Genomic DNA, 19,310 nt, shown 5'->3' with positions numbered 1-19,310 from the left:
GAAATGAAAGTCGCTTTTGTGACCACAAGACCGGATAAAGCCAGCTTTAAGTTTCGCGTTGCGCAATACCTTCCCTATATCCAAGAATCGGGGCTCGACCATGAAATCCTTATTTTTCCACACGGGTTTTTCGCCCGACGCCGGTTCTTCAGCAGATTAGCCGGCTTCGATATTGTTTTCTGGCAAAAACGACTGCTGGGAAGAATGGATTTATGGTCACTGCGTCAAAACAGCCGGCATTTGATCTATGATGTTGACGATTCGGTCATGTATCATGATTCAAAAAGGGGACAATTCGATTCCAGCCGGCTGGCCCGGCGGTTTCAACGAATGACGGAGACGGCGGACCGGGTGGTTGTCGGCAATGGGTTTCTGGGTGAATTGGCGGCCCGATATAACGATGGGGGAAAAATTATAAAAATCCCCAGTGTTATCGATACGAATGTTTGGCATACACCCCACCGGAAATCTTCCGAGGAAAAAGAAGTGACCATCGGCTGGCTGGGCTCGCAAAGCACACTGCCCTATTGGATCGATAAATTGCCCCTATGGAAAAATATCAGCCGGAATTTCCCCCGGGTAAAATTCACAGTGGTGTGCAATGATGTTGAAAAGACCTTTTCATCACCGGAATATAAGCAGTTTAATTTTCAGCCGATCGAATGGACCCACGCAAAACAGGTGGCCAATTGCGCCGCCTTTGATATCGGTGTCATGCCGCTTCCGGACAACCCGTGGACTCGGGGCAAATGCGGGTTTAAATTGATACAGTATCTAAGTTTGGGGATTGCCGCCGTCGCTTCGCCCGTCGGGGTGAATTCTGAAATTATCCTTCACGGAAAAACCGGCCTGCTGGCTGATTCCGACGATGAGTGGACCGCCTGTTTGAGTCAATTAATAGAAAATCGAGAAAAGCGCTCGGCATTGGGAAATAACGGCTATCACCACGTAACGGAAAACTATTCGGTGCAGGCTTGGCTTGCTTCTTTCAACGGGTTATTTCAACCGGGCGCATAATGCCCGGACCAACGATCATCAACAGGGCTCTATGCAACTTCTTGCTACCGCTCAAAAACAAAAAAAAACGATTGCTGCAACGCATCGCCTTGCAGCCGACAAATCCCATATCCGGCTGACCTATGTCACTCATTTTTACCTGAATCAAACCGATGCCACCTCCGTGATGGACTTATTAAAACGATATGAAACCTACTCACCGGCCCTGCTGGACCTCATTCAGTTTGTCATCGTGGACGATGGTTCGCCATTAACTTACGACATTCCGGATCTGAATCTGAATCTTCTCTGGCTGAAAATCACGGACGATATCCCTTGGAATCAAGCAGGGGCCCGAAACCTGGGGGTTATCTACGCACCGTCCGATAAAGTCCTGATAACGGATCTGGATCATGAATTTCCGGAAGAAACACTTCGGTATATGGTTCAACGCGGTGAATGCGGCCGGCATTGTTACCGCATCTTTCGGCAGGGCGCCAGACCCCATCCCCACCCGAATATTTTCTTGATATCCAGGGCCCGGTTTTTAAGATTTTACGGATACGATGAGGAATTTTCTGGGCACTATGGTGCGGAAGATTATCGTTTTGTCAAAATTCAAAAATATCACGGAACGCGGTTCATTAAAATGAATCGAAACTACAGGTGCTTTGAAAGAAAGGACATCAACCGTGAAACGGCCTACCACTCCCTTGAGCGGGATCTTCGCTTCAACACACCGATTGATGCCAGAAAAAATCGGGAAATCCTCGAATATGGACCGAATGCCGGTCATAGCCGACTGTTTCTCAATTTCAGCTGGCGAGTATGCCATACCTATCATCGGCAGGGGACCGGCGTCAGAAAAAAGCGCCCGTTATGGAAACATTTCTGGCATTGGCGGTGGGTTTTCGGTTACAAATAGCACCTGACTCAGGCACCCCCAAATATCCGTACCCGGCAGCCGAAAATGGGAATCGATGATGAATTTCACGCAGGTCCAACTTTAATGACAAGCAATTGCGAAGGGGTTTAAGAAACATTAGGTATTTTATGCAATCGATCAAATTCCCCAGGGAAAAAATCAAGAAAATCCTGGTCATCAAGATGCGCTATATCGGGGACACCGTACTGGTAACACCACTTCTGCGCGCGCTTAAAACCGCCATGCCAGCGGCGGAGACGTTTTTATTGCTCAACAAGGAGGCGGCCCCGGTTATAACAGGGCATCCGCATATCAACCGGTTGCTGTCCTTTGATGATCAGCGCGCCAAAAAAGATCTCGCCTATTTCATCCAATTTGTGCTGCAGATCAGAAAACTCAAATTGGATATGGTGATCGATCTGACCCAAAACGACCGATCCGCGCTCTTCACCTTCTTCACCGGCGCCGCTTACCGGATCGGTTTTGACGGGGCGTCCGCCTTTCAACGCCGCGCCTATACCCACCGGGTTCCTTATCTATTTGGAAAAATCCATACCGTGGATCATCACCTGATGATGGCCAAGCACCTCGGTTTGCCACCGGTCGATTCGAATCCCGATTTGCCGGTTTTCCCCGAGGACATCCAATGGGTACGCAATCGGCTTGCCAGCGCCGGCGTGGAGAACTCGCTTCCCTATGTCCTGATTCACCCGGGAGCAAGGCGATGGTATAAAAGCTGGCCGATTGACCGCTTTTCTCAACTCGCTGACAGGATATACCAACGCTATCGCGTACAGGTGGTGCTCTCTGGCGGCCCTTCCGACCGGGAAACCTGCGAAAAGATCGCCTCAAAAACGACTCGACGCATCTTTGACCTGAGCGGGCAAATTCCCTTGGCACAATTACCGGCTCTGATTCAAAAGAGCGTGCTTCTAATCGGAAACGACTCCGCCCCGATCCACATCGCGACCGCCGTCAACACACCGGTGATTGCCCTGTTCGGCCCCACCCGGTGGGAGGACTGGCATCCCCGCCGCGATCATGACAAAACCCTTTCGGTTTCTTTCCCCTGCAGACCTTGCGGCCATTCCAACCCGGACTGCCCAATGGGGGATGCCTATTGCATGTCCGAAATATCGACCACATCCGTTTGGACCGCTGTTCAGGAACGTCTGCTCGCTAGCGGCGTGGATTCGCATCATGCTGTTTAACTCCTTTCCCTACATCGCCCTCTTTTTTCCGATCGCATGCAGTCTTTTTTTTCTCAGCAACCGTCTTCTCCCCCTTTTCTTCAGCAGGGCGTGGCTTTTGATCGCCTCGCTTGCGTTTTACGCCCTGGGCAGCCGCGCCGTACCGCTTTTAATCCTCTCGATCGGCGTCAACTATTGGATCGGCACCCATTTGCAAAAACTTGCGGCAGCCGGCAACACCCGGCACGGCGCGGCGCGGCGGGTGCTTATTTTGGGCCTTGTTTTTAATATCGGGTTACTCGGGTGGTTTAAATATGCCGATTTTTTCGTATGGAATGTCAACCAACTCACCGGTTACCAATTCCCCTTACCCGGTATTGTTCTTCCACTCGCGATCAGTTTTTACACCTTTCAGCAAATCAGCTTTCTGGTGGATAGTTATCGTGGCGGGATTCGATGCGACGGGTGGCTGGATTATGCCCTGTATGTGACATTTTTTCCTCAACTTATTTCCGGGCCCATTGTCCGATACCTTGAGTTTGCGCCCCAGTTACAGCGCTGGCATTCAGCCCGTTTTGATTTCCAAAACGCTTCGATCGGGCTTTCGCTTTTTTTCACCGGCCTGGTGAAAACGGCTGCTGTCGCCCATATTTTCGGCAACTGGGCCGATCAGGGCTTTTCCAATTCGGACTCCTTATCGCTCATAGACGGGTGGACAACGTCCTTAAGTTACACCTTTCAAATTTATCTTGATTTCAGCGGATATACCGATATGGCCCTGGGCGCTGCCCGGTTTTTTAATATCGAGCTGCCGCTAAATTTCAATTCTCCCTATCAAGCCGTCAATATACAGGATTTTTGGCGGCGCTGGCACATGACATTAAGCCGTTTTTTAAGAGATTATATTTATATTCCCCTGGGGGGAAATAAGCGCGGCGAGGTAAAAACCGGTATCAATGTCATCCTTACCTTTCTCATTGGCGGCATTTGGCATGGCGCGGGATGGACCTTTATCGTGTGGGGCGCGCTTCATGGAATAGGCGCAGCACTGCTTCGGGTTTGGTGGAAAACCGGCATCAGGCTGCCCACCGTTGTCGCCGCCTTTTTCACCTTTAACTTCATCAATATCACCTGGGTTTTTTTCAGGGCGGAAAGTATCGAAAAAGCGATGTGCATCCTTAAATCCATGATGGGGTGCTGCAAACTGACCGGCTTTAGCATTCTGCACGGCATCCCCGCCGCCGATATCATTATCGCGAGCATATCCATTCTGACCGTGTTTTTGGGTAAAAACACCAATTCGATTCCCGGGACTTTAAAACCCGGCGCTTGGGCGGCGCTGCGTCTGACCGCCACCATTCTAATGGCCTTGCTGTATCTGAACTCTTCGATTCCCAAGGAGTTTCTTTATTTTGACTTTTAAGCCAGAAGGCCAAAGTCCATTTTTAGGCCTCCGCTTGGCTCACGGGCGGCCGCGGCGTTCGGCCTCCAGCACACAACCAGATAAATCTTCTCGGAGACCACCTGATAGCCCTTATGTCGTTTCCCAAAGCGCACGAATCGGGACGGCATACAAGTTTTCGCCGAAGCCGGCAACGCTCTGCCCATCATACAGCACAACCCCGGCAGCAAATTGTTCCCCAGTCGTTTCCCGAAGTTTTTTCAATCCTCGAAAATCCCTTTCCATTATCGTAGCGGCGGCCTTTATTTCAACACCTGCCACTGCGCCAGCTTGCTCCAGCACAATATCCACCTCCACACCGTCCTTATCCCTGAAATGGTAGAATTGAACCGGCTTATCGTTCCAACTCGCTTGTCTCTTGAGTTCCTGAAAGACAAATGTCTCCAGAAGCTGGCCCAACATGGCGCGATCTTTGATGAGTTCCGGGGCATCCACACCGAGTAAAGCCGAGGCAAGACCGCTATCGGTAAGATGCAATTTGGGCGTCTTGATGAGACGACTCAGCCGGTTGCTATGCCATGGCGGCAAATGTTCCAAGAGAAAAATTCTTTCCAGCAGCACCACGTAGTCACGAATGGTCGGCCGGCTCAATTGAAACGCTGACGCCATTTCGGCCACATTGACCAATCGGGCGGTTTGCCCGGCGGCAAGCTGAAGCAGCCGTGGAAGTGAGCCTAAAGCACTGATACGGGACAGATCACGCACATCCCGCTGCACCAGCGTTTCGATATAGTCACGGTACCAAGCCGCGCATCGTTTCGGCGTGGAACGCAGAAGCGCTGGAGGGTAGCCGCCTGTGGCAATCCGTCCGGCCAGCACCGGTCCAAGGCGCTCAAAACGACTGTTTCGAAACTGAGCGGTAAACAGCGCATCCATAAAACGAGACGCCTTACCAGCAAGTTCATCTTGGGCCAGCGGGTGCAACCGCAAGATCTCCATGCGCCCTGCCAGTGAATCCGCCAATTTAGGAACCAGCAACACATTGGCCGAACCGGTCAAAATAAAGCGTCCCGGCCGGCGGTCCCGGTCAACAGCCGATTTCAATGCAAGAAATAGGGCCGGAACACGCTGGACTTCGTCCAGGACGGTTCTATCCGTCAGATCGGCTATAAACCCCACCGGATCGGTCTGGGCTGCAGCCAGTTGAACATTGTCGTCAAAGGTGACGTATTCATAGCCTGCCGCATCACCGACCATACGGGCAAGGGTAGTTTTGCCGCACTGGCGCGGCCCGTGGACTAACACCACGGGGGTGTCCTCCAACGCCTCCTCCAAGCGCCTGCGCGCAAATCGCGGGTATAGGATGGGCTCAGCCATTGCGTCCATTCGAAAACCAAGTATTCGGCCAAATGAAAGGTTACATACCGGCCAAATGAAAGGATGTCAATCGGTATTCGCTCGTGAGCTTTGAGCGATTATGGTTCCCCCCAATATTTCGGACGGCATGTATAGCTTATTTTAACTCAATTGAGAACATGGTCGCGGCGGAAAGCTAATTTTAGGCCTCCGCCCGATTCACGGGCGGCCGCTGCGTTCACACTTATGACTATTGGAACCAAGCATTTTTCAAATTAGCGTGTAGCAGGATTAAGGGGGCTTCAGCCCGATTTACTATTGCCATCGCCAATATTTTTCTTTATAAAAAGCAAGTTCTTATCTTAATTCCCGGAACTTTAAAACCCGGCGCTTGGGTGGGAGAGAAAATAGCGATTGAACTGGCTACGGTCGGCTGCCGAAGCTGTCTTGAAGCAGTTTTTTGACATGACACACAGGAATCGCATAGGTGATGCCGCTCGGGTTGGAAATGCCGTGTTCCTTGGATTCCTTTACAAAAACCTTATTGATGATCCCGATAACCCGGCCGGTTTTAACGTCATAGAGGGGACTGCCGCTATTGCCCGGATAGGCGGTGGCATCCAGCTGGAACACCGGGTAGGGCGCCTGCAATCGGTTGACCAGGGCCTTATCCAGCGGCCGAATCGCATTGGATGGAATGGCGATGGGTGTGATGGCAGAGATAATCCCGCGATGCGTGGCAGCGTTAAGACCCAAAATCACACCGAGCGGGAACCCGGTAAAGGCATAGAGATCACCTTCCCGCACTCGGGTGTCATCCCCAAGTTCCAACGCCGCCAACGCCTGCCCCTCAAAAACAAGCAGGCAAAGATCATGTTCCTTGTCCATGCGAACTTCCTTGGCGGGGAAAATGGACAATTTTCCGCCACGACTCGAAAAAACCCCGAGGAATTCTTTGCGTTTCTCATCTATTTTTTCGGGAATCACATGCGCGTTGGTGACCACATGGCGGCCGTCCGTCACGGCAAACCCGGTGCCGAACAGGATAGCGGGCGGTCGACGGCGCTTTTCATAGGTCCCTATTCCGACAATGGCCGGTTTAATTTTAACGATCGTGTCCGGAAGGCTTTCGATTTCCGCCCCAGCTGAAGCTATCGTGGCCCGCATCACACAGATGCAAAGGATCAGCGGCCAGGCTATCATCGCTCGAATTTTCAACATATCAATTCCATATTGTTGTTTTCAGCGCGCCGGACCGGGGCATTACAATGTGCGCAAGACATACCTTCACAATAAATAACAATATTAATTGAAGCTGCTCACTTCCGCTTCAATTCCCTCTCGCAGCTTCATCAGCTTCTTTGCAAACTTCTCGAGTTTCACATCTTCTTCCGTGACCGGCACCCATGGCTTGACTGGAACGGGTTTGATGTTTTCATCCACGGCAACCAGGATAATGATGCAACGGGTGGTTTTTCCGAACTGGCCATTCTTCATATCACAGGCCGATACATCTACCGAAACATGCATACTGGTCCGGCCCGTATAAATCAGTTTGGCCCGGACTTCGACCAGATTCCCAATGTGGATCGGCCGATAAAAGCGAGTGCCTCCGACATAGACCGTAACGCAATACTCGCCGCTCCAGCTGACTGCACAAGCATAGGCGGTCTGGTCAATCCACTTCATCACAGCGCCCCCATGGACCTTACCGCCAAAGTTGATGTCGGTCGGTTGCGCCAGGAATCTGAATGTGATTTCTCTCTGGCGCTTTTCAACTGTTTCCATCGTTTACCTCACATAAATGTTAACATGATCGTGACCGCTTCAAAAAAAAACAAAAAGAGGCTGCCCATTTTTAAAAAAGGATAACGCAATCCATTATAAAAAGCCAGACCGCTTTATCGGTAAACTGTAGACCGGTCGAATACTTACCGGCGCGCGATGGCCGCTTTTAATGCTTCTAGCTTGGGGCCGTCTTGTGTCCAGGCCCGGCAGCTTCCAACCAGGAACTCGATGTTCTCGACGTCGTCGATCGAGTTTGCAACGGGGCGCTTTTTGCGCCACTTGTTGGTAATATACCCATGCAGTGCGGCCTGGCTCATGACCGTGAGAAGGTGCGTCAGGTGGGAACATCCTTTCACACCGCCCATGAGTGCTCTCACCTTTTTCACAAATCCGGCCTGAATATTCATCCCGATGACCTTTGGAATAGAATCAAGGACAGTGCGGCAAAATTCAAGGGGGACATGCGGCATTTCTGCCTCTGCATCGAGAATGGCCGGGGGCGAGCCACCCACCTTAAGCCGAATGGTAAGATAATGAACCGGTCCTTTATCCATTTCTTCTCCGGTCGTATTATATATTTTTTCAAACCGGTCATCCCGCAACCACCCTTCGACCAGAACCGTGTCCTCATCCAGGGCGTAGCTTTTCATATCAATGGATCGGCTATGTATCAGATTGCCGGTTATCAGCTCTTTTAAAGAACCCATGGGACCTCTCGCCTCCATATATTATTAATATTTCCTGTTTGGTAGCCAACATTAGCGTCTCAACCCGGTACCGTCAAGCCCGGTGATGATGAACGACGGCATATAAACCGGAAACTCAGGGAATGACAAAAGGCATTGGCTCGTTATGATCATGGCATTGTTGATCGATTCATGATATGGCCGGGGCGAAAATCGAGAGCATCGTTCAAAGGTCGACGAAATCTTGACTTTTTTTAAGGCGCATATCAAAAAATTAACCACGGGATGAGGCATATGCCGGCATTTTTGTACCTGGCGCCCATGAGGGGCTTTACCACCGCATTATACAGAAACCTTTATATAAAGCATTTTGACGGGGTGAATGCCGCCATCGCCCCGTTTATCCCCACGTTGTCACAGAAGCAGATCAATACCGCCCATATTCGGGATATCCTGCCGGAAAACAATCACGGCATGCCGGTTATTCCGCAGATTCTCAGCAACGATCCGAAAGGGTTCATCGAACTGGCCGGTGTTTTTTTTGATTACGGCTACACGACCGTCAACTGGAACCTGGGATGCCCGTTTCCCATGGTCGCCAAGAAAAACCGGGGCTCCGGACTGCTGCCCCACCCCGAAAGAATTGATGCTTTTTTGGATAAAGTTCTTGCCGAAATGCGGGCCCGGCTCTCCATCAAACTGCGGCTGGGACGAGAAAAAACCAGTGAAATTTTGCAGTTAATCCCCATCTTGAACCGCTATCCGCTTTCGGAAATCATTATTCACCCGCGTACGGGCGTGCAGATGTACACCGGCGCTGCGGATCTGGATGCCTTTGCCGCCTGCCTGCCGCGGCTGAATGCGCCCGTGGTATACAACGGCGATATTTTTGACTTGCCATCCTTTTACCGATTGTGCGCCAGGTTTCCGGCCATTTCCCGCTGGATGATCGGCAGAGGGCCGTTGTGCAACCCGTTTTTGCCGGCGGTGCTTCAATCCGGGAATGAAGAAATCACCCGGCCGGTGGAACGATTTAAAAAATTTCATGATGATCTGTTTACCGCCTATCGCGAGGAATTCAGCGGCCCTGCGCATCTTGTAAACCGCATGAAAGGCTACTGGCAATATTTCGCCTTCTCATTCAGCAACGGCCACAAGCTGTTTAAACGGATCAAAATGCTAAGATCCGCTGAAAAATATATAGCCGAGACCGACCGGTTTTTCGAACAAGAAGCCATTTGGCAACCAAATCTTATATTCAAATAGCCCCTAATCCGGCAAAGCCGGATGCTGGGATGCTGGGATGCATGAAAGCCATCTTTCACCTTCGGCGAATACACACGCAAAAGCGTGCATGTTTCTGATAAAGTGTCTATTCGCCACTCATGACGTGCGTTAAATAGTGCCCTTTTACGATAAAATATCATGATATGAACCGATTGAATGACGTCGGTATATTTCAATCGTTCCACCACTCGATGGAAAAAGCAAAAAAGCAGCGCTCGATGCAGAAATCGCCTTGAAATGGGATGGGTTTAACGTTATGTAAAATACATTCGCATTCATCAATACCGAGAACACAGGAGCACCCATTAGCAAAATGAATCAAGATCTCAAAAGCAGTTCGTCAGTAGACAATACCAATAAAATGACCTGTGAAGACCTGAACCTGCAAATTCCATGTGAAATAGTCTCCCGCGTGCATCAATACGCCCAGGCCAATAAAACCAGCCTGACAAATGTCGTGATTGAAGCATTAGACGCATTTTTACGTATTAATAAAGATTGATGAACACTTAAGGGCAGCAGAAAGAATAATTTATCCCAACTTACTTGCCTCTGGGGCCGTCTTCTGCGTTGCGCCAACCGTTGAATATTCAATATGCACCGGCCGGCACGCCTTGAATGGGAGGCCATATCCGGCGCGATTTGGGATAATTTATTCTTTCCGTGGTCCTAAAAAGTCTTAATATCACGCTAATACACAATGATATAAAAGATAACCACTAAAAAATATTATGCTTTTTCTTGACCATCCTTGTGACTTCTCGTGAAAAAAGATGATTCGTCAAACCTCATTACCGCAATGCTGATGGTCTTTGCTGTAGGCAACCTTGCGTTCAACCAAAAAGCCGCCCCTGTTGCGGAAAGAAGTGAGCTTCATCCCACCTTTTCAAGCGCTTGGATTTCTTCCGCCGCCAAGACTCTGTTAATATCAAGGAGAATTTTGACGCCACTTTCCATTTTAGCCATTCCCAAAATGAAACTCGTATTTAAAGCCACGCCGAAGGTCGGCGCTTTTTCAATCTGTTCCGCGCGAATATTAAGCACCTCGGAAACCGAGTCCACCACATTGCCGATCTGAATCGTACCAGTTTCACTTTCAATCTCAACCACGATGATACAGGTTCGCTCCGTATAATCCATGGGCTCCATGCCGAATTTCAGTCTCAAATCAATGATGGGAATTACCCGGCCACGAAGATTAATAACGCCTTTGACAAATTTCGGCGTTTGAGGAACGCTGGTTATGGCCATCATTCCGATAATCTCTTTTATTTTAAGAATGCTGATGCCATACTCTTCACTTCCCAGGGAAAAAGAAAGATATTTTCCTTCCTTGTCAGCCATTGCCTTAATCGCCTTATCCATCGGTTCAATAAAATCGGCCATTTTTTAATGCCTCCTCGTGCGGTTGGTGTATATAAACCATAGGTCCTGCCCAACTGGTTCGTTCCATCTGCATCATTCCCCATTCCGGTTCAAATTTGTTTGTAATTATCAGAATATGTTTAAAAAGTCATCTAAATCCGATAGGCTTTTATTCTGCTTGCCATAAAAATGATATCTTTTGGTGCCGGTTTAAAAACTATGAATCCGGCCCGACATCAAGGCTGAAATGAACAAGCACTTTCTTGACACAACGTTACGCGTCCGGCATTATAAATAGCCGTATCAATCAGCGACGTTAGTAGAAATACGCAAATGCATGTGTTACTGGAAAAGGTCGTTGGCCACCAAACAGCCCAGCGGCCCAGCTTTCGGCTTCGCCGTATTAGGGCGCTTTTAATGACGGCATCAAAATAAATCATGAAAATAACCACCCTCATAAAAGAGTTTATCCATAAGGCAAAGCAAGAAGCCGCAAGAGACTATCAGCTTTCCATGGCGATGAAAAAAAGCACTGCACCATCGGCCGCTGAGAAAAAAGAGTACGCACGTAAAGGCTGGATAGGCATGGATCTTGACGGCACATTGGCGCGAACGGACCCGCTGTCGGGCATATCAAAAATTGGCGATCCCGTTCCAAAAATGGTCAATTTAGCCACCCGATTAATCAATGAAGGAAATCGAGTAAAGATTTTCACGGCTCGAGCATTCGATGCCGACCAGGTCGCCATGATTCATAACTGGCTTAAAGAAAACGGGCTTCCCGAACTCGAAGTAACCAATATCAAAGATTTTGAAATGATCCGCTTGTATGACGATCGTGCGATTCAAGTGATCACCAACACGGGAGAACTTGTCGAGCCGTCTTGAAGTCCCATAACAACGTCGGGATGTTGGCCCCGTTCGACATTCAAGGGGACAAGTTTTTTTAAAACCAATCCTCAGGGCGTATCACCGAATCAATATGGTACCGTTTTTTTAACTGGGTGTTAAGTCGTTTCGCTGCTTCGTGTGTCAGATTATTCCCGCATCTTACAAGATACCACGTTCTTTGTTTGGCATCCTTTAACACCACTATCCTGGCGTCCACACCCTTTTCGATTAGGTTCGTTTTCATTTCAAGAGCATTGGTCTCCACGAGAAAGGCCCCTGCTTGCACGACATGCGATTTGCCGCTGGTTTCAGCCAGCATTTTCTGAACGTCTTGCTTCGCGGATACAGCGGGATCAAACCCGGGGTTGAGCGCAAGCGTTTTTTCCAAATCTGCGCGGGCTTCTTCAAGCCGGTTCAAAGCGACCCGTGAAATCGCCCGGTTGAAATAGCTGACATAACTGTTCGGGGCCTCTTTAATTGCAATATCGTAATTAAAGACCGCTTTTTCGTACTCCCCTTTATAATGCCAAGCAGCGCCCAAGTTGCTGTAAAGCCCTTTTAAGGACGGATCAATGCGCAGCGCGGTGTTAAAATCTTGGATGGCATCGTCCATTTTTCTCACGCTCATTAAGGCCACCCCACGGTTCTTGTATGCCTTTGCATTATCAGGCGCGATGACGATCAACTCCGTAAAAAGATCAATCGCCTCCTGATAGTTTCCTTGTTTATAGTTGCTTACGGCCATGTCAAAAAGCGCTTTTGGATCCGTTTGTGAATATCCGTGCTCGCCGGTCAAAATACAAAAGAAAAAAATCACCACTATTTTTTGAAGGGAACACTTTAACCCAACCCTCATTGATCCCCTCTCAATCAGCGCCGCCGTGGTATGTTTTTTGCAGTTAATGTTTGAATTATTAACCATTTTGCCTTAAGGTGATGAACAGTTGGAATGTTTTCTATCAACAACTTTCCATCGTCTTTTTTTACTATCAAGAGGGGCCGAATGAAATACATTTATTACATAATAGGGATTCTCATTCTGATCACCATTGGCTTTTCCTTTCGGTTATCCGGCCTTAAGGTTGAAGTATCAGAGCCTGCGATCATCATCAATGACAGAATAATTTCGAAAAGTGAGCTCGGCGAACGCGCCAAATTTGGCTCTTACCATAGCCGGGGAAAAGGGTTTTTAAATTCTGTAATTACCCGGGAACTTCTCATTCAGGAGGCAATCAAGCAGGGGATTCATAAAGAAGAGGCCTTTCGAAAATCGGTTGAAACGTTTTACGAACAATCACTGATTAAAGTTCTTGTGGATCGGAAATATCAGTCCCTATCCCCCGCTGTAACCAAAGACATGATAGGCAAATTCAAAGAAATGCTATCTAAAACCATCCGGTACACCAAATTTGTATATGAAAATGAAGTTGATGTTCAAAACGGAAAGGTCAAATCGACTGAAACGCTTGAAAATGATTTTATTAATCTTTCCGAATCACTCAAGTTTTCTCTGTTTTTGCTAACCCCGGGTGCCAGTTCCAAACCCGAATTCTCTGAGGAAGGATATGTTGTCTACCGTCTTGACAATGTATCCGTCTCTTCCAAGGCGAACAACATACCGAATGACAGTCAGGTGCGTGCCTTCCTATCTGATCAGCGCAAAAGAGCCCAGTTTGATCTCTGGATGAACGAGACCAAAGAAAAAGCCGACATTCAAATTCTTACACATGAAAAAGTAAGTGAGGAGGGGCAAATATAATGGTCGCATACAAGCGCAGACATTTATTTATCAACAAAGAATTTCAAGGGAAATACATATTCAGTGCCTTTATCTGCGTTGCCGCCGGCAGTGTGCTATTTGCCCTGATATTCAGTTTTTTTTCTTCCAACACGCTCTCGATTGTCTACGACAACTATCACCTGAAACTCGGCACCACACCGGGCTTGTTGTTAAACAAAATTCTCGGTGCGCAATGGCTGTTTATTGTCCTTGGCGGCATTGCGGTTGCCATTATGACCCTATTTCTTACCCATCGGGTTGCCGGGCCGTTTTTCAGGTTTGAAAAAACGCTGGATTTAATGACGACCAAGGACCTCTCGGGTCGCATCTTCCTTCGTAAAAATGACGAAGGGAAAAATCTCGGTGAAAAAATAAATGCGTTTAATAAGATGCTTTCCCATAGTCTGCTCCAAATGCGCCAGTCCGCAGTAAGTATCAAACAATGCTGTGATTCCGACCAGGCTACCGATAGCAGCCGAACTCAACAGGATCTGTTGCAAGCGAAATTAGAGACAATCCGCCAACAGAACCAACTGATGATGGAAATACTGAATGGGTTCAAACTGACGATTGAATAATTCCGTATGCAGCTTAAGAAAATACAACTATTATTTGTCGCGGTTGCATCGCTTATCTTTTTTCCGGGACAGGCTTCAGGGCTTGAAATGGAGACCCGATATGCGACGGTTATCTATGATACCGTGGAAACCCTCAGAAAATTTGACAACAACTTATATATGGGAAATTTAAAATACCTGCTTCAGGGGAAAAAAAGTGAGACCATTCAGGATGAAGTTTGCAATAAAATCGATTTGATTATTGAAAAGGTGGAAACGATACTGGATATGTACCCCGCCAAAATAAAAGTTATCATTGTGGTTTATTCATCAACAGAAGGGGTACAAAAGGATTTTCAACGAATTTATAATAAAAAAACTGATTATATCGCTTTTTACTCGCCGATAGAGAACACCGTTTTCTATTCGGCAAAACATGCCAGTCTCAGGGTGGTATCCCATGAAATAGCACACATGGTGGTGGAAAACTATTTTGCCGTATCCCCACCCCCGAAAATTCATGAAGTGCTCGCGCAATACGCCGAAATGCATATTACGGATTGACGGGTTTTAACGCTTTCAATCGCCGCTTGGCCGTTTGATTGTCGGGATCAATAAAAACGGCCTGCTGATATTCTTCCTGCGCTCTATAGGTAATTCCCATATTCTGATATAAATCGCCCAGCGAAATTCTTATCCCCGCGTCACGCGGTAGAACTTCGGAAGCCCTTTTCATCACCTTCAATGCGTCTTTATCGTTGCCCCTCTTCTTAAAGAAGTCATAAACCCTGTAAAATTCCCATCGACTGATTGTTTCCTGCTTTTCGATAAAGGATAACGCCGCCAGATATTGGTTTTCCGCTTCTTGTCGCTTTCCGGAACCATATAGGAAATCAGCATATGCCATCACCGCCCCGGGGATTTTTGGAACGGCTTCCAGCATATCCTCGTCACTTACATTGTAAATGGCCATGGTCGTAAGCGCACTGTCGATCTTTCTCTTTTCGATTTCAACCGCTCGCTTAACATAAGCCAGCCCGAGTGCTGTCTTGTTGTTGGCAAGAAGCCAGGCGCCATATTCCAGCGCATTGTCGGCATTGCTGATATCCCTAACCACACTTGCAAAAAGAAGTTTTTCAGCAAGATCACGCGCTCCTTTTTTGGCAAAAATATCACCCAATCTCTTCAGGTAACCACTATTGGCGGGATTGAGGCGAATCGCTTTTTTGAAATCCCGCATCGCCGAAATCTCATCATTTAAAAACAGAGAGGCATTGGCGCTTGCAAAGGAATAGACACTATTTAAGGGATTAAAAATGGATGCATATTCGACGATCCGCTTGATTTTTTGCAGATCCTCTTTCTGGGTTTTTGCGCCTGCGCGATAATGGCTGATATGTGAAAAATAAAAGTTTCCGGTCAACACAGCCATATGGTAAACCGTTACGGCAACCATCATGACGCAGATCACGATAACGGATGCGATTTTTACCCTTTGTGACCGAACAGGCTCTAAGCGAGAGGACCTTGCGCCATCCCGCATCGTTGTATTGGAAGCCGATACGGCAAGCCCCGCCAAAAAGAAAAACCATAACCCGTTGGCGCCCACATAAAAATTGAAATCCGTGAGCGCGTGAATAAGCAAGGCAATAACACCCGTCATACTTCCCATGGAAATATATAGGGAATAGGCGTCACCTCGCGTCAGAAACGTCCGGTAAGTTTTTACAAAAAAAACGATGATAAAAGCCGCTGCAAGAACAAAACCGATACCCCCTCCCTCTGCGGCCAGCTCCAGATAATCATTATGCGCATGATCAACCGTAAGATTTCCGAAACCACTTTGATAGGAAGGGTATATATCACCATATGTTCCCATCCCCGTTCCGGTAACAGGAAAATCTTTGACTATCTTAACCGTATCTTTCCAAAAATCCAGTCGCGCCTCATAGATAGTGCCATCCACCTTTTTGAGACTCGCAAATCGCTCAAAAATTTTGCCCCAGCCGAACCATCCCACGGACAACGCAGTCAACACAATGATAGCGGTGATCAGAATCGTATTCGATCGGCTTATCTTTCTTTTTAAAAGAAGATAAGTGAAAAAAACGAGGGAAAGGCACAAACTGAGCATGCCGCCCCTGGAAAGACTGACGAAGACGGAGGTCGCGATTAAAAGGGCGGCCATGCCGATTAAAATATGAATATTGGCCTTCTCCTGGCTTAGAATTTCAACGACCCCCTTTAGAAGGGAGGTACTTCTCGCTCTGGGTCTGTGAAAAAAAAACAGGGCCAGTACAACCGGGAAAATCATCTCCATCAGTCCGGCATAGTGGTTATGGCAGATATAGGGTCCGACAATCAAAGAATTTTTGGGGACATGCCGAAACCAAAGCGCCATATCATCCGTCAGATAGAATTGAAGAATGGATGAGAAGGATAGCAGGGCGCCGAAAATCGTTACGGCGACCACCGTTTTCTTGATCCGATCATGGCGCCTTAAGAGCTGAATGGTCAGCACATAAAACGCAGCATAGGTCGCCCATCTGAAAAATTCCTTCAGGGTATTCGCGGGATGAATGGAAAACGTCATCCAAGCATCCGGGGCCGATAACGCGATGGCTGCTGAATGCAGGTTGTAGGCGGCAGGTGAAAAGAATTTGACCACTGCGGGAGGCAGCGGAATGATCTGTATGATGATATAGACTAAAAAAAGAAGAAGCGGGATAATTCCCGGAACAGCAAGAAGCGTTTCCTGATTTTTCGCCCCCGTTATCAGCAACATTGCCAGCGCGAAGAAAGTAAGAATTTCCATTACGGCATATGACCACGGCTCCACGGTGCCAAATGCCAAGGGCGAAAAAATGATCAGGAAAATAAATAGTCTATTCTTCGTCATCTTTGGGTTTGGAAGAAGAGGAGTAATAGTAATCGCCATACCCATAATAATATCCGCTTTTTTTGGCATCAAATCGGTTTAGGATCATACCAATTAAGGGAACGGATATTTCCTTGAAGAGTTTTAAGCCCTTGCTTATCATTTCATAGGTGGTTGATCCGGCCCAGGATACAATCACCACGCCCTGAACATTTTTACTGATGATAAGTGGATCACTGACATTTAATGCCGGGGGCGAGTCAACAAGAATCATGTCATAGACATCAGAAAGTTTTGCGATTAATTTCCCCATCCTATCAGAGCTCAAGAGCTCCGATGGGTTGGGCGGCACGGGTCCTGCCGTTATTACATGCAAATTTTCAACCGGACCGTTTTCAATAATATTTTTGGTCTCAATACCCGCCAGAAAAGAGCTAAGACCCGTAGTATTATTCAGCTTGAAATTTTGGTGCTGCACCGGCCGCCGCATGTCTGCATCAATTAAAAGGGTCTTTTTCCCGGCCCTTGCAATCGTCGCAGCCAGACAGGCGCATATGGATGATTTACCCTCGCCAGGCGACATGCTGGTAACGACCAATGAGCCGGGTGGTTTGTCTGCGGAAGAGAGAAAAATAGACGTTCTAAGGCTCTTGAAGCCTTCAGAAACGATGGGCGTGGACTCCGCCAAAATACTATTGACAATGGTTTCGTCCATCCCCTTAAACAAGGATATGGCCCCGATGACGGGAATATCGAATTTTTCTTCGATATCTTCCGGGCTTTTAACGGTATTATCGAGATATTCAAGAAAAAAAGCCAGGCCAACGCCGCCGAAAAGCCCCAGTATAGTTGCCAGCAGGATGTTCCTTTTCTTGTTCGGTTTGGCGGGGATTTTCGGCAACGCCGCCTCTTCAATCACCCAAACATTCACGGTCTGATTTTCTTCCGTGATATCTCTTTCCTTTAATTTCCTCATTAACGCGTCATAAAGGCTTCTATTGGTCTCCACCTCTCTTTTGAGTATTCCCAGTTGAATATATTTTTCATTCAAATTGGCGGCTTCAAACTTGGTCTGCTCAAGCAGTGCCTGTAAATCCCCCACGTTGGATTTAGCCAGCTGGTATCTGTTTTTAATGGTCTGAACGGCCTTTTGCATCTCCGCATGTTTTTTGCTTCTCAATCCCTTCAGCTCATCCATGGCCGAAATCAAGATGGGGTGTTTGCGACCATATTTTTTTAAAAGGTCGGAGATATTTTGTTCCGCTTTCAAAATCTGTTTGTTGATGGCATCCACCGCCTCATTTTCAGCAATGACGGGAATGGCTTCGAGAGCGCCGGAACCCGTGCTTAATATCTGATCATAGACCGCCTTTAACTCTTTTTGTTCGGTCTCGGCGTTCGTCAATCGCCTGCTCAGCTCGGAAAGCCGCTCGGGTATCAGCGCTATTTTATCTTCAACAGTAACAATATCCTGGCTTCTCAGATAGGCCTGAAGAACCTTTTCAGATTTCTCCAGTTTCTCCCGCTGCGTTTCCGCCTTTTTGGTCATCCACTTGATGCTGTAATTTGAAACCTCCATCCGCATATCCAACAGATTATTGATATACGCCTGGGCGACGGAATTGGCTACTTTCACGGCAAGCGCCGGATTTTCAGACATGTAACTAATTTCAACAACTCTCGAATTGGCGACCGGAGACACGCTGATACCGGCTTGAACGGATCGGGCAATCTCTTCGGTTTTGCTCAACGGGGCATCCGTCTCCTGATCCAAATCCGCCTCAGCGGTTGATAACAGCTTTTGAATGCCGACGATTTCTTTAAATGCGGAATACTGGGTATTAAACCACCCCGCGATGAGTGCGATAATGCTTTTTCCCCCACGCCCTTCTTTGAAAAAAGCGTGATACACCTTATCCGGATCGAGAATACCGACAACCTTTTCAGCCACGGCCATGCTGGTGATGACCTGATACTGAGTTTCCAGGAATTCCGGATCGTAAGGCAGGTAACTGTAATTTCCGGCCAAAGGGCTTGAAACATCCCGCTCCATCATGACCTTTGTCGTTGCCTGGTAGATGGGCGTCGCGGTGAATGTCGCAATGACCACCGCGAGAAAGGTGATGATAAAGAAGGTTAAAACGGTGGTTTTCCGCCTATTTACGATTCGCAGATAATCTCTGAGGTGTATTTCTTTTTCTTCCATAGG

The 19,310-nt window shown here is 47.9% G+C and carries 18 protein-coding genes; 10 read left to right on the top strand and 8 right to left on the bottom strand.

The genetic code is table 11. The features are described from left to right. Positions 1 to 3 precede the first annotated feature (3 nt). The 4 genes from RBT11_08440 to RBT11_08425 all read left to right on the top strand — a co-directional run bounded on the left by RBT11_08440 (position 4) and on the right by RBT11_08425 (position 4,534). Positions 4 to 1,017, top strand: coding sequence for a glycosyltransferase family 4 protein (locus RBT11_08440; GenBank protein MDX9786791.1), 1,014 nt, complete (start codon positions 4 to 6; stop codon positions 1,015 to 1,017). A 31-nt stretch (positions 1,018 to 1,048) separates the two neighbouring features. Beyond that, positions 1,049 to 1,921, top strand: coding sequence for a glycosyltransferase (locus RBT11_08435; GenBank protein MDX9786790.1), 873 nt, complete (start codon positions 1,049 to 1,051; stop codon positions 1,919 to 1,921). Positions 1,922 to 2,049: 128 nt separating this feature from the next. Next, positions 2,050 to 3,132, top strand: coding sequence for a putative lipopolysaccharide heptosyltransferase III (rfaQ, locus tag RBT11_08430; protein MDX9786789.1), 1,083 nt, complete (start codon positions 2,050 to 2,052; stop codon positions 3,130 to 3,132). Beyond that, the gene (locus tag RBT11_08425) at positions 3,122 to 4,534 is read left to right on the top strand and encodes an MBOAT family O-acyltransferase (GenBank protein ID MDX9786788.1); all 1,413 of its coding nucleotides are present in this window, start codon (positions 3,122 to 3,124) and stop codon (positions 4,532 to 4,534) included. Before rfaQ ends, RBT11_08425 begins: the two co-directional genes overlap by 11 nt. Before the next feature lie 111 nt (positions 4,535 to 4,645). Here RBT11_08425 and RBT11_08420 read toward each other — a convergent pair whose 3' ends face one another. The 4 genes from RBT11_08420 to RBT11_08405 all read right to left on the bottom strand — a co-directional run bounded on the left by RBT11_08420 (position 4,646) and on the right by RBT11_08405 (position 8,364). Next, on the bottom strand, positions 4,646 to 5,890 hold the full coding sequence (locus RBT11_08420; GenBank protein MDX9786787.1) for an ATP-binding protein: 1,245 nt from the start codon (positions 5,888 to 5,890) through the stop codon (positions 4,646 to 4,648). Between the two features lie 402 nt (positions 5,891 to 6,292). Continuing rightward, positions 6,293 to 7,090, bottom strand: a complete 798-nt coding sequence (locus RBT11_08415) for a serine protease (GenBank protein ID MDX9786786.1) — start codon at positions 7,088 to 7,090, stop codon at positions 6,293 to 6,295. 84 nt (positions 7,091 to 7,174) lie between these two features. Next, positions 7,175 to 7,657, bottom strand: coding sequence for an acyl-CoA thioesterase (locus RBT11_08410; protein MDX9786785.1), 483 nt, complete (start codon positions 7,655 to 7,657; stop codon positions 7,175 to 7,177). A 143-nt stretch (positions 7,658 to 7,800) separates the two neighbouring features. Continuing rightward, a complete protein-coding gene (locus tag RBT11_08405) occupies positions 7,801 to 8,364 on the bottom strand; it encodes a DUF2889 domain-containing protein (protein MDX9786784.1) in 564 nt (187 codons plus the stop codon). 273 nt (positions 8,365 to 8,637) lie between these two features. Between RBT11_08405 and RBT11_08400 the strand changes: the two genes are divergently transcribed. Beyond that, a complete protein-coding gene (locus RBT11_08400) occupies positions 8,638 to 9,609 on the top strand; it encodes a tRNA-dihydrouridine synthase family protein (protein ID MDX9786783.1) in 972 nt (323 codons plus the stop codon). 334 nt (positions 9,610 to 9,943) lie between these two features. Next, a complete protein-coding gene (locus RBT11_08395) occupies positions 9,944 to 10,132 on the top strand; it encodes a hypothetical protein (protein ID MDX9786782.1) in 189 nt (62 codons plus the stop codon). Positions 10,133 to 10,503: 371 nt separating this feature from the next. Here the strand turns inward: RBT11_08395 and RBT11_08390 are convergent, their stop codons facing one another. Continuing rightward, positions 10,504 to 11,016 carry a chemotaxis protein CheW gene (locus RBT11_08390; protein MDX9786781.1) on the bottom strand — a complete coding sequence of 171 codons (513 nt, stop codon included), beginning with the start codon at positions 11,014 to 11,016 and terminating at the stop codon, positions 10,504 to 10,506. A gap of 417 nt (positions 11,017 to 11,433) precedes the next feature. Here RBT11_08390 and RBT11_08385 point away from each other — a divergent pair, with 417 nt between their 5' ends. Then, positions 11,434 to 11,883: a hypothetical protein gene (locus tag RBT11_08385; GenBank protein ID MDX9786780.1), complete on the top strand. Its 450-nt coding sequence runs from the start codon at positions 11,434 to 11,436 to the stop codon at positions 11,881 to 11,883. A gap of 58 nt (positions 11,884 to 11,941) precedes the next feature. On the opposite strand, the gene RBT11_08380 is transcribed toward RBT11_08385, so the two are convergent. Continuing rightward, positions 11,942 to 12,742, bottom strand: coding sequence for a tetratricopeptide repeat protein (locus tag RBT11_08380; protein ID MDX9786779.1), 801 nt, complete (start codon positions 12,740 to 12,742; stop codon positions 11,942 to 11,944). Positions 12,743 to 12,889: 147 nt separating this feature from the next. On the opposite strand from RBT11_08380, the gene RBT11_08375 reads away from it, so the two are divergent. From RBT11_08375 to RBT11_08365, 3 genes are read left to right on the top strand one after another with little or no spacing between them, the layout of a single operon-like run. Continuing rightward, positions 12,890 to 13,645: a hypothetical protein gene (locus tag RBT11_08375; GenBank protein MDX9786778.1), complete on the top strand. Its 756-nt coding sequence runs from the start codon at positions 12,890 to 12,892 to the stop codon at positions 13,643 to 13,645. Then, a complete protein-coding gene (locus RBT11_08370; protein ID MDX9786777.1) occupies positions 13,645 to 14,244 on the top strand; it encodes a methyl-accepting chemotaxis protein in 600 nt (199 codons plus the stop codon). The genes RBT11_08375 and RBT11_08370 overlap by 1 nt, the downstream gene beginning before the upstream one ends. Positions 14,245 to 14,250: 6 nt before the next feature. Next, positions 14,251 to 14,787, top strand: coding sequence for a hypothetical protein (locus tag RBT11_08365; protein MDX9786776.1), 537 nt, complete (start codon positions 14,251 to 14,253; stop codon positions 14,785 to 14,787). Here the strand turns inward: RBT11_08365 and RBT11_08360 are convergent. Together RBT11_08360 and RBT11_08355 are read right to left on the bottom strand one after the other, a co-directional pair. Beyond that, positions 14,777 to 17,038 (bottom strand): O-antigen ligase family protein, encoded by a 2,262-nt coding sequence (locus tag RBT11_08360; GenBank protein MDX9786775.1) that lies wholly within the window; start codon positions 17,036 to 17,038, stop codon positions 14,777 to 14,779. The two genes, RBT11_08365 and RBT11_08360, sit on opposite strands and share 11 nt — an antisense overlap. A 70-nt stretch (positions 17,039 to 17,108) precedes the next feature. Continuing rightward, a complete protein-coding gene (locus RBT11_08355) occupies positions 17,109 to 19,307 on the bottom strand; it encodes a polysaccharide biosynthesis tyrosine autokinase (GenBank protein ID MDX9786774.1) in 2,199 nt (732 codons plus the stop codon). Positions 19,308 to 19,310: the final 3 nt, after the last annotated feature.

The organism is Desulfobacterales bacterium (genome assembly GCA_034003325.1).
Classification (GTDB): Bacteria; Desulfobacterota; Desulfobacteria; order Desulfobacterales; family JAFDDL01; genus JAVEYW01.
This window is presented reverse-complemented; position numbering and strand designations above follow the sequence as displayed.

What these genes read in the sequence shown, in the direction of transcription:
- RBT11_08440 (MDX9786791.1), top strand. Translation starts at nt 4, where the DNA reads ATGAAAGTCGCTTTTGTGACCACAAGACCGGATAAAGCCAGCTTTAAG.
- RBT11_08435 (MDX9786790.1), top strand. Translation starts at nt 1,049, where the DNA reads ATGCAACTTCTTGCTACCGCTCAAAAACAAAAAAAAACGATTGCTGCA.
- rfaQ (MDX9786789.1), top strand. Translation starts at nt 2,050, where the DNA reads ATGCAATCGATCAAATTCCCCAGGGAAAAAATCAAGAAAATCCTGGTC.
- RBT11_08425 (MDX9786788.1), top strand. Translation starts at nt 3,122, where the DNA reads ATGCTGTTTAACTCCTTTCCCTACATCGCCCTCTTTTTTCCGATCGCA.
- RBT11_08420 (MDX9786787.1), bottom strand. Translation starts at nt 5,890, where the DNA reads ATGGCTGAGCCCATCCTATACCCGCGATTTGCGCGCAGGCGCTTGGAG.
- RBT11_08415 (MDX9786786.1), bottom strand. Translation starts at nt 7,090, where the DNA reads ATGTTGAAAATTCGAGCGATGATAGCCTGGCCGCTGATCCTTTGCATC.
- RBT11_08410 (MDX9786785.1), bottom strand. Translation starts at nt 7,657, where the DNA reads ATGGAAACAGTTGAAAAGCGCCAGAGAGAAATCACATTCAGATTCCTG.
- RBT11_08405 (MDX9786784.1), bottom strand. Translation starts at nt 8,364, where the DNA reads ATGGGTTCTTTAAAAGAGCTGATAACCGGCAATCTGATACATAGCCGA.
- RBT11_08400 (MDX9786783.1), top strand. Translation starts at nt 8,638, where the DNA reads ATGCCGGCATTTTTGTACCTGGCGCCCATGAGGGGCTTTACCACCGCA.
- RBT11_08395 (MDX9786782.1), top strand. Translation starts at nt 9,944, where the DNA reads ATGAATCAAGATCTCAAAAGCAGTTCGTCAGTAGACAATACCAATAAA.
- RBT11_08390 (MDX9786781.1), bottom strand. Translation starts at nt 11,016, where the DNA reads ATGGCCGATTTTATTGAACCGATGGATAAGGCGATTAAGGCAATGGCT.
- RBT11_08385 (MDX9786780.1), top strand. Translation starts at nt 11,434, where the DNA reads ATGAAAATAACCACCCTCATAAAAGAGTTTATCCATAAGGCAAAGCAA.
- RBT11_08380 (MDX9786779.1), bottom strand. Translation starts at nt 12,742, where the DNA reads ATGAGGGTTGGGTTAAAGTGTTCCCTTCAAAAAATAGTGGTGATTTTT.
- RBT11_08375 (MDX9786778.1), top strand. Translation starts at nt 12,890, where the DNA reads ATGAAATACATTTATTACATAATAGGGATTCTCATTCTGATCACCATT.
- RBT11_08370 (MDX9786777.1), top strand. Translation starts at nt 13,645, where the DNA reads ATGGTCGCATACAAGCGCAGACATTTATTTATCAACAAAGAATTTCAA.
- RBT11_08365 (MDX9786776.1), top strand. Translation starts at nt 14,251, where the DNA reads ATGCAGCTTAAGAAAATACAACTATTATTTGTCGCGGTTGCATCGCTT.
- RBT11_08360 (MDX9786775.1), bottom strand. Translation starts at nt 17,038, where the DNA reads ATGGAAATTCTTACTTTCTTCGCGCTGGCAATGTTGCTGATAACGGGG.
- RBT11_08355 (MDX9786774.1), bottom strand. Translation starts at nt 19,307, where the DNA reads ATGGAAGAAAAAGAAATACACCTCAGAGATTATCTGCGAATCGTAAAT.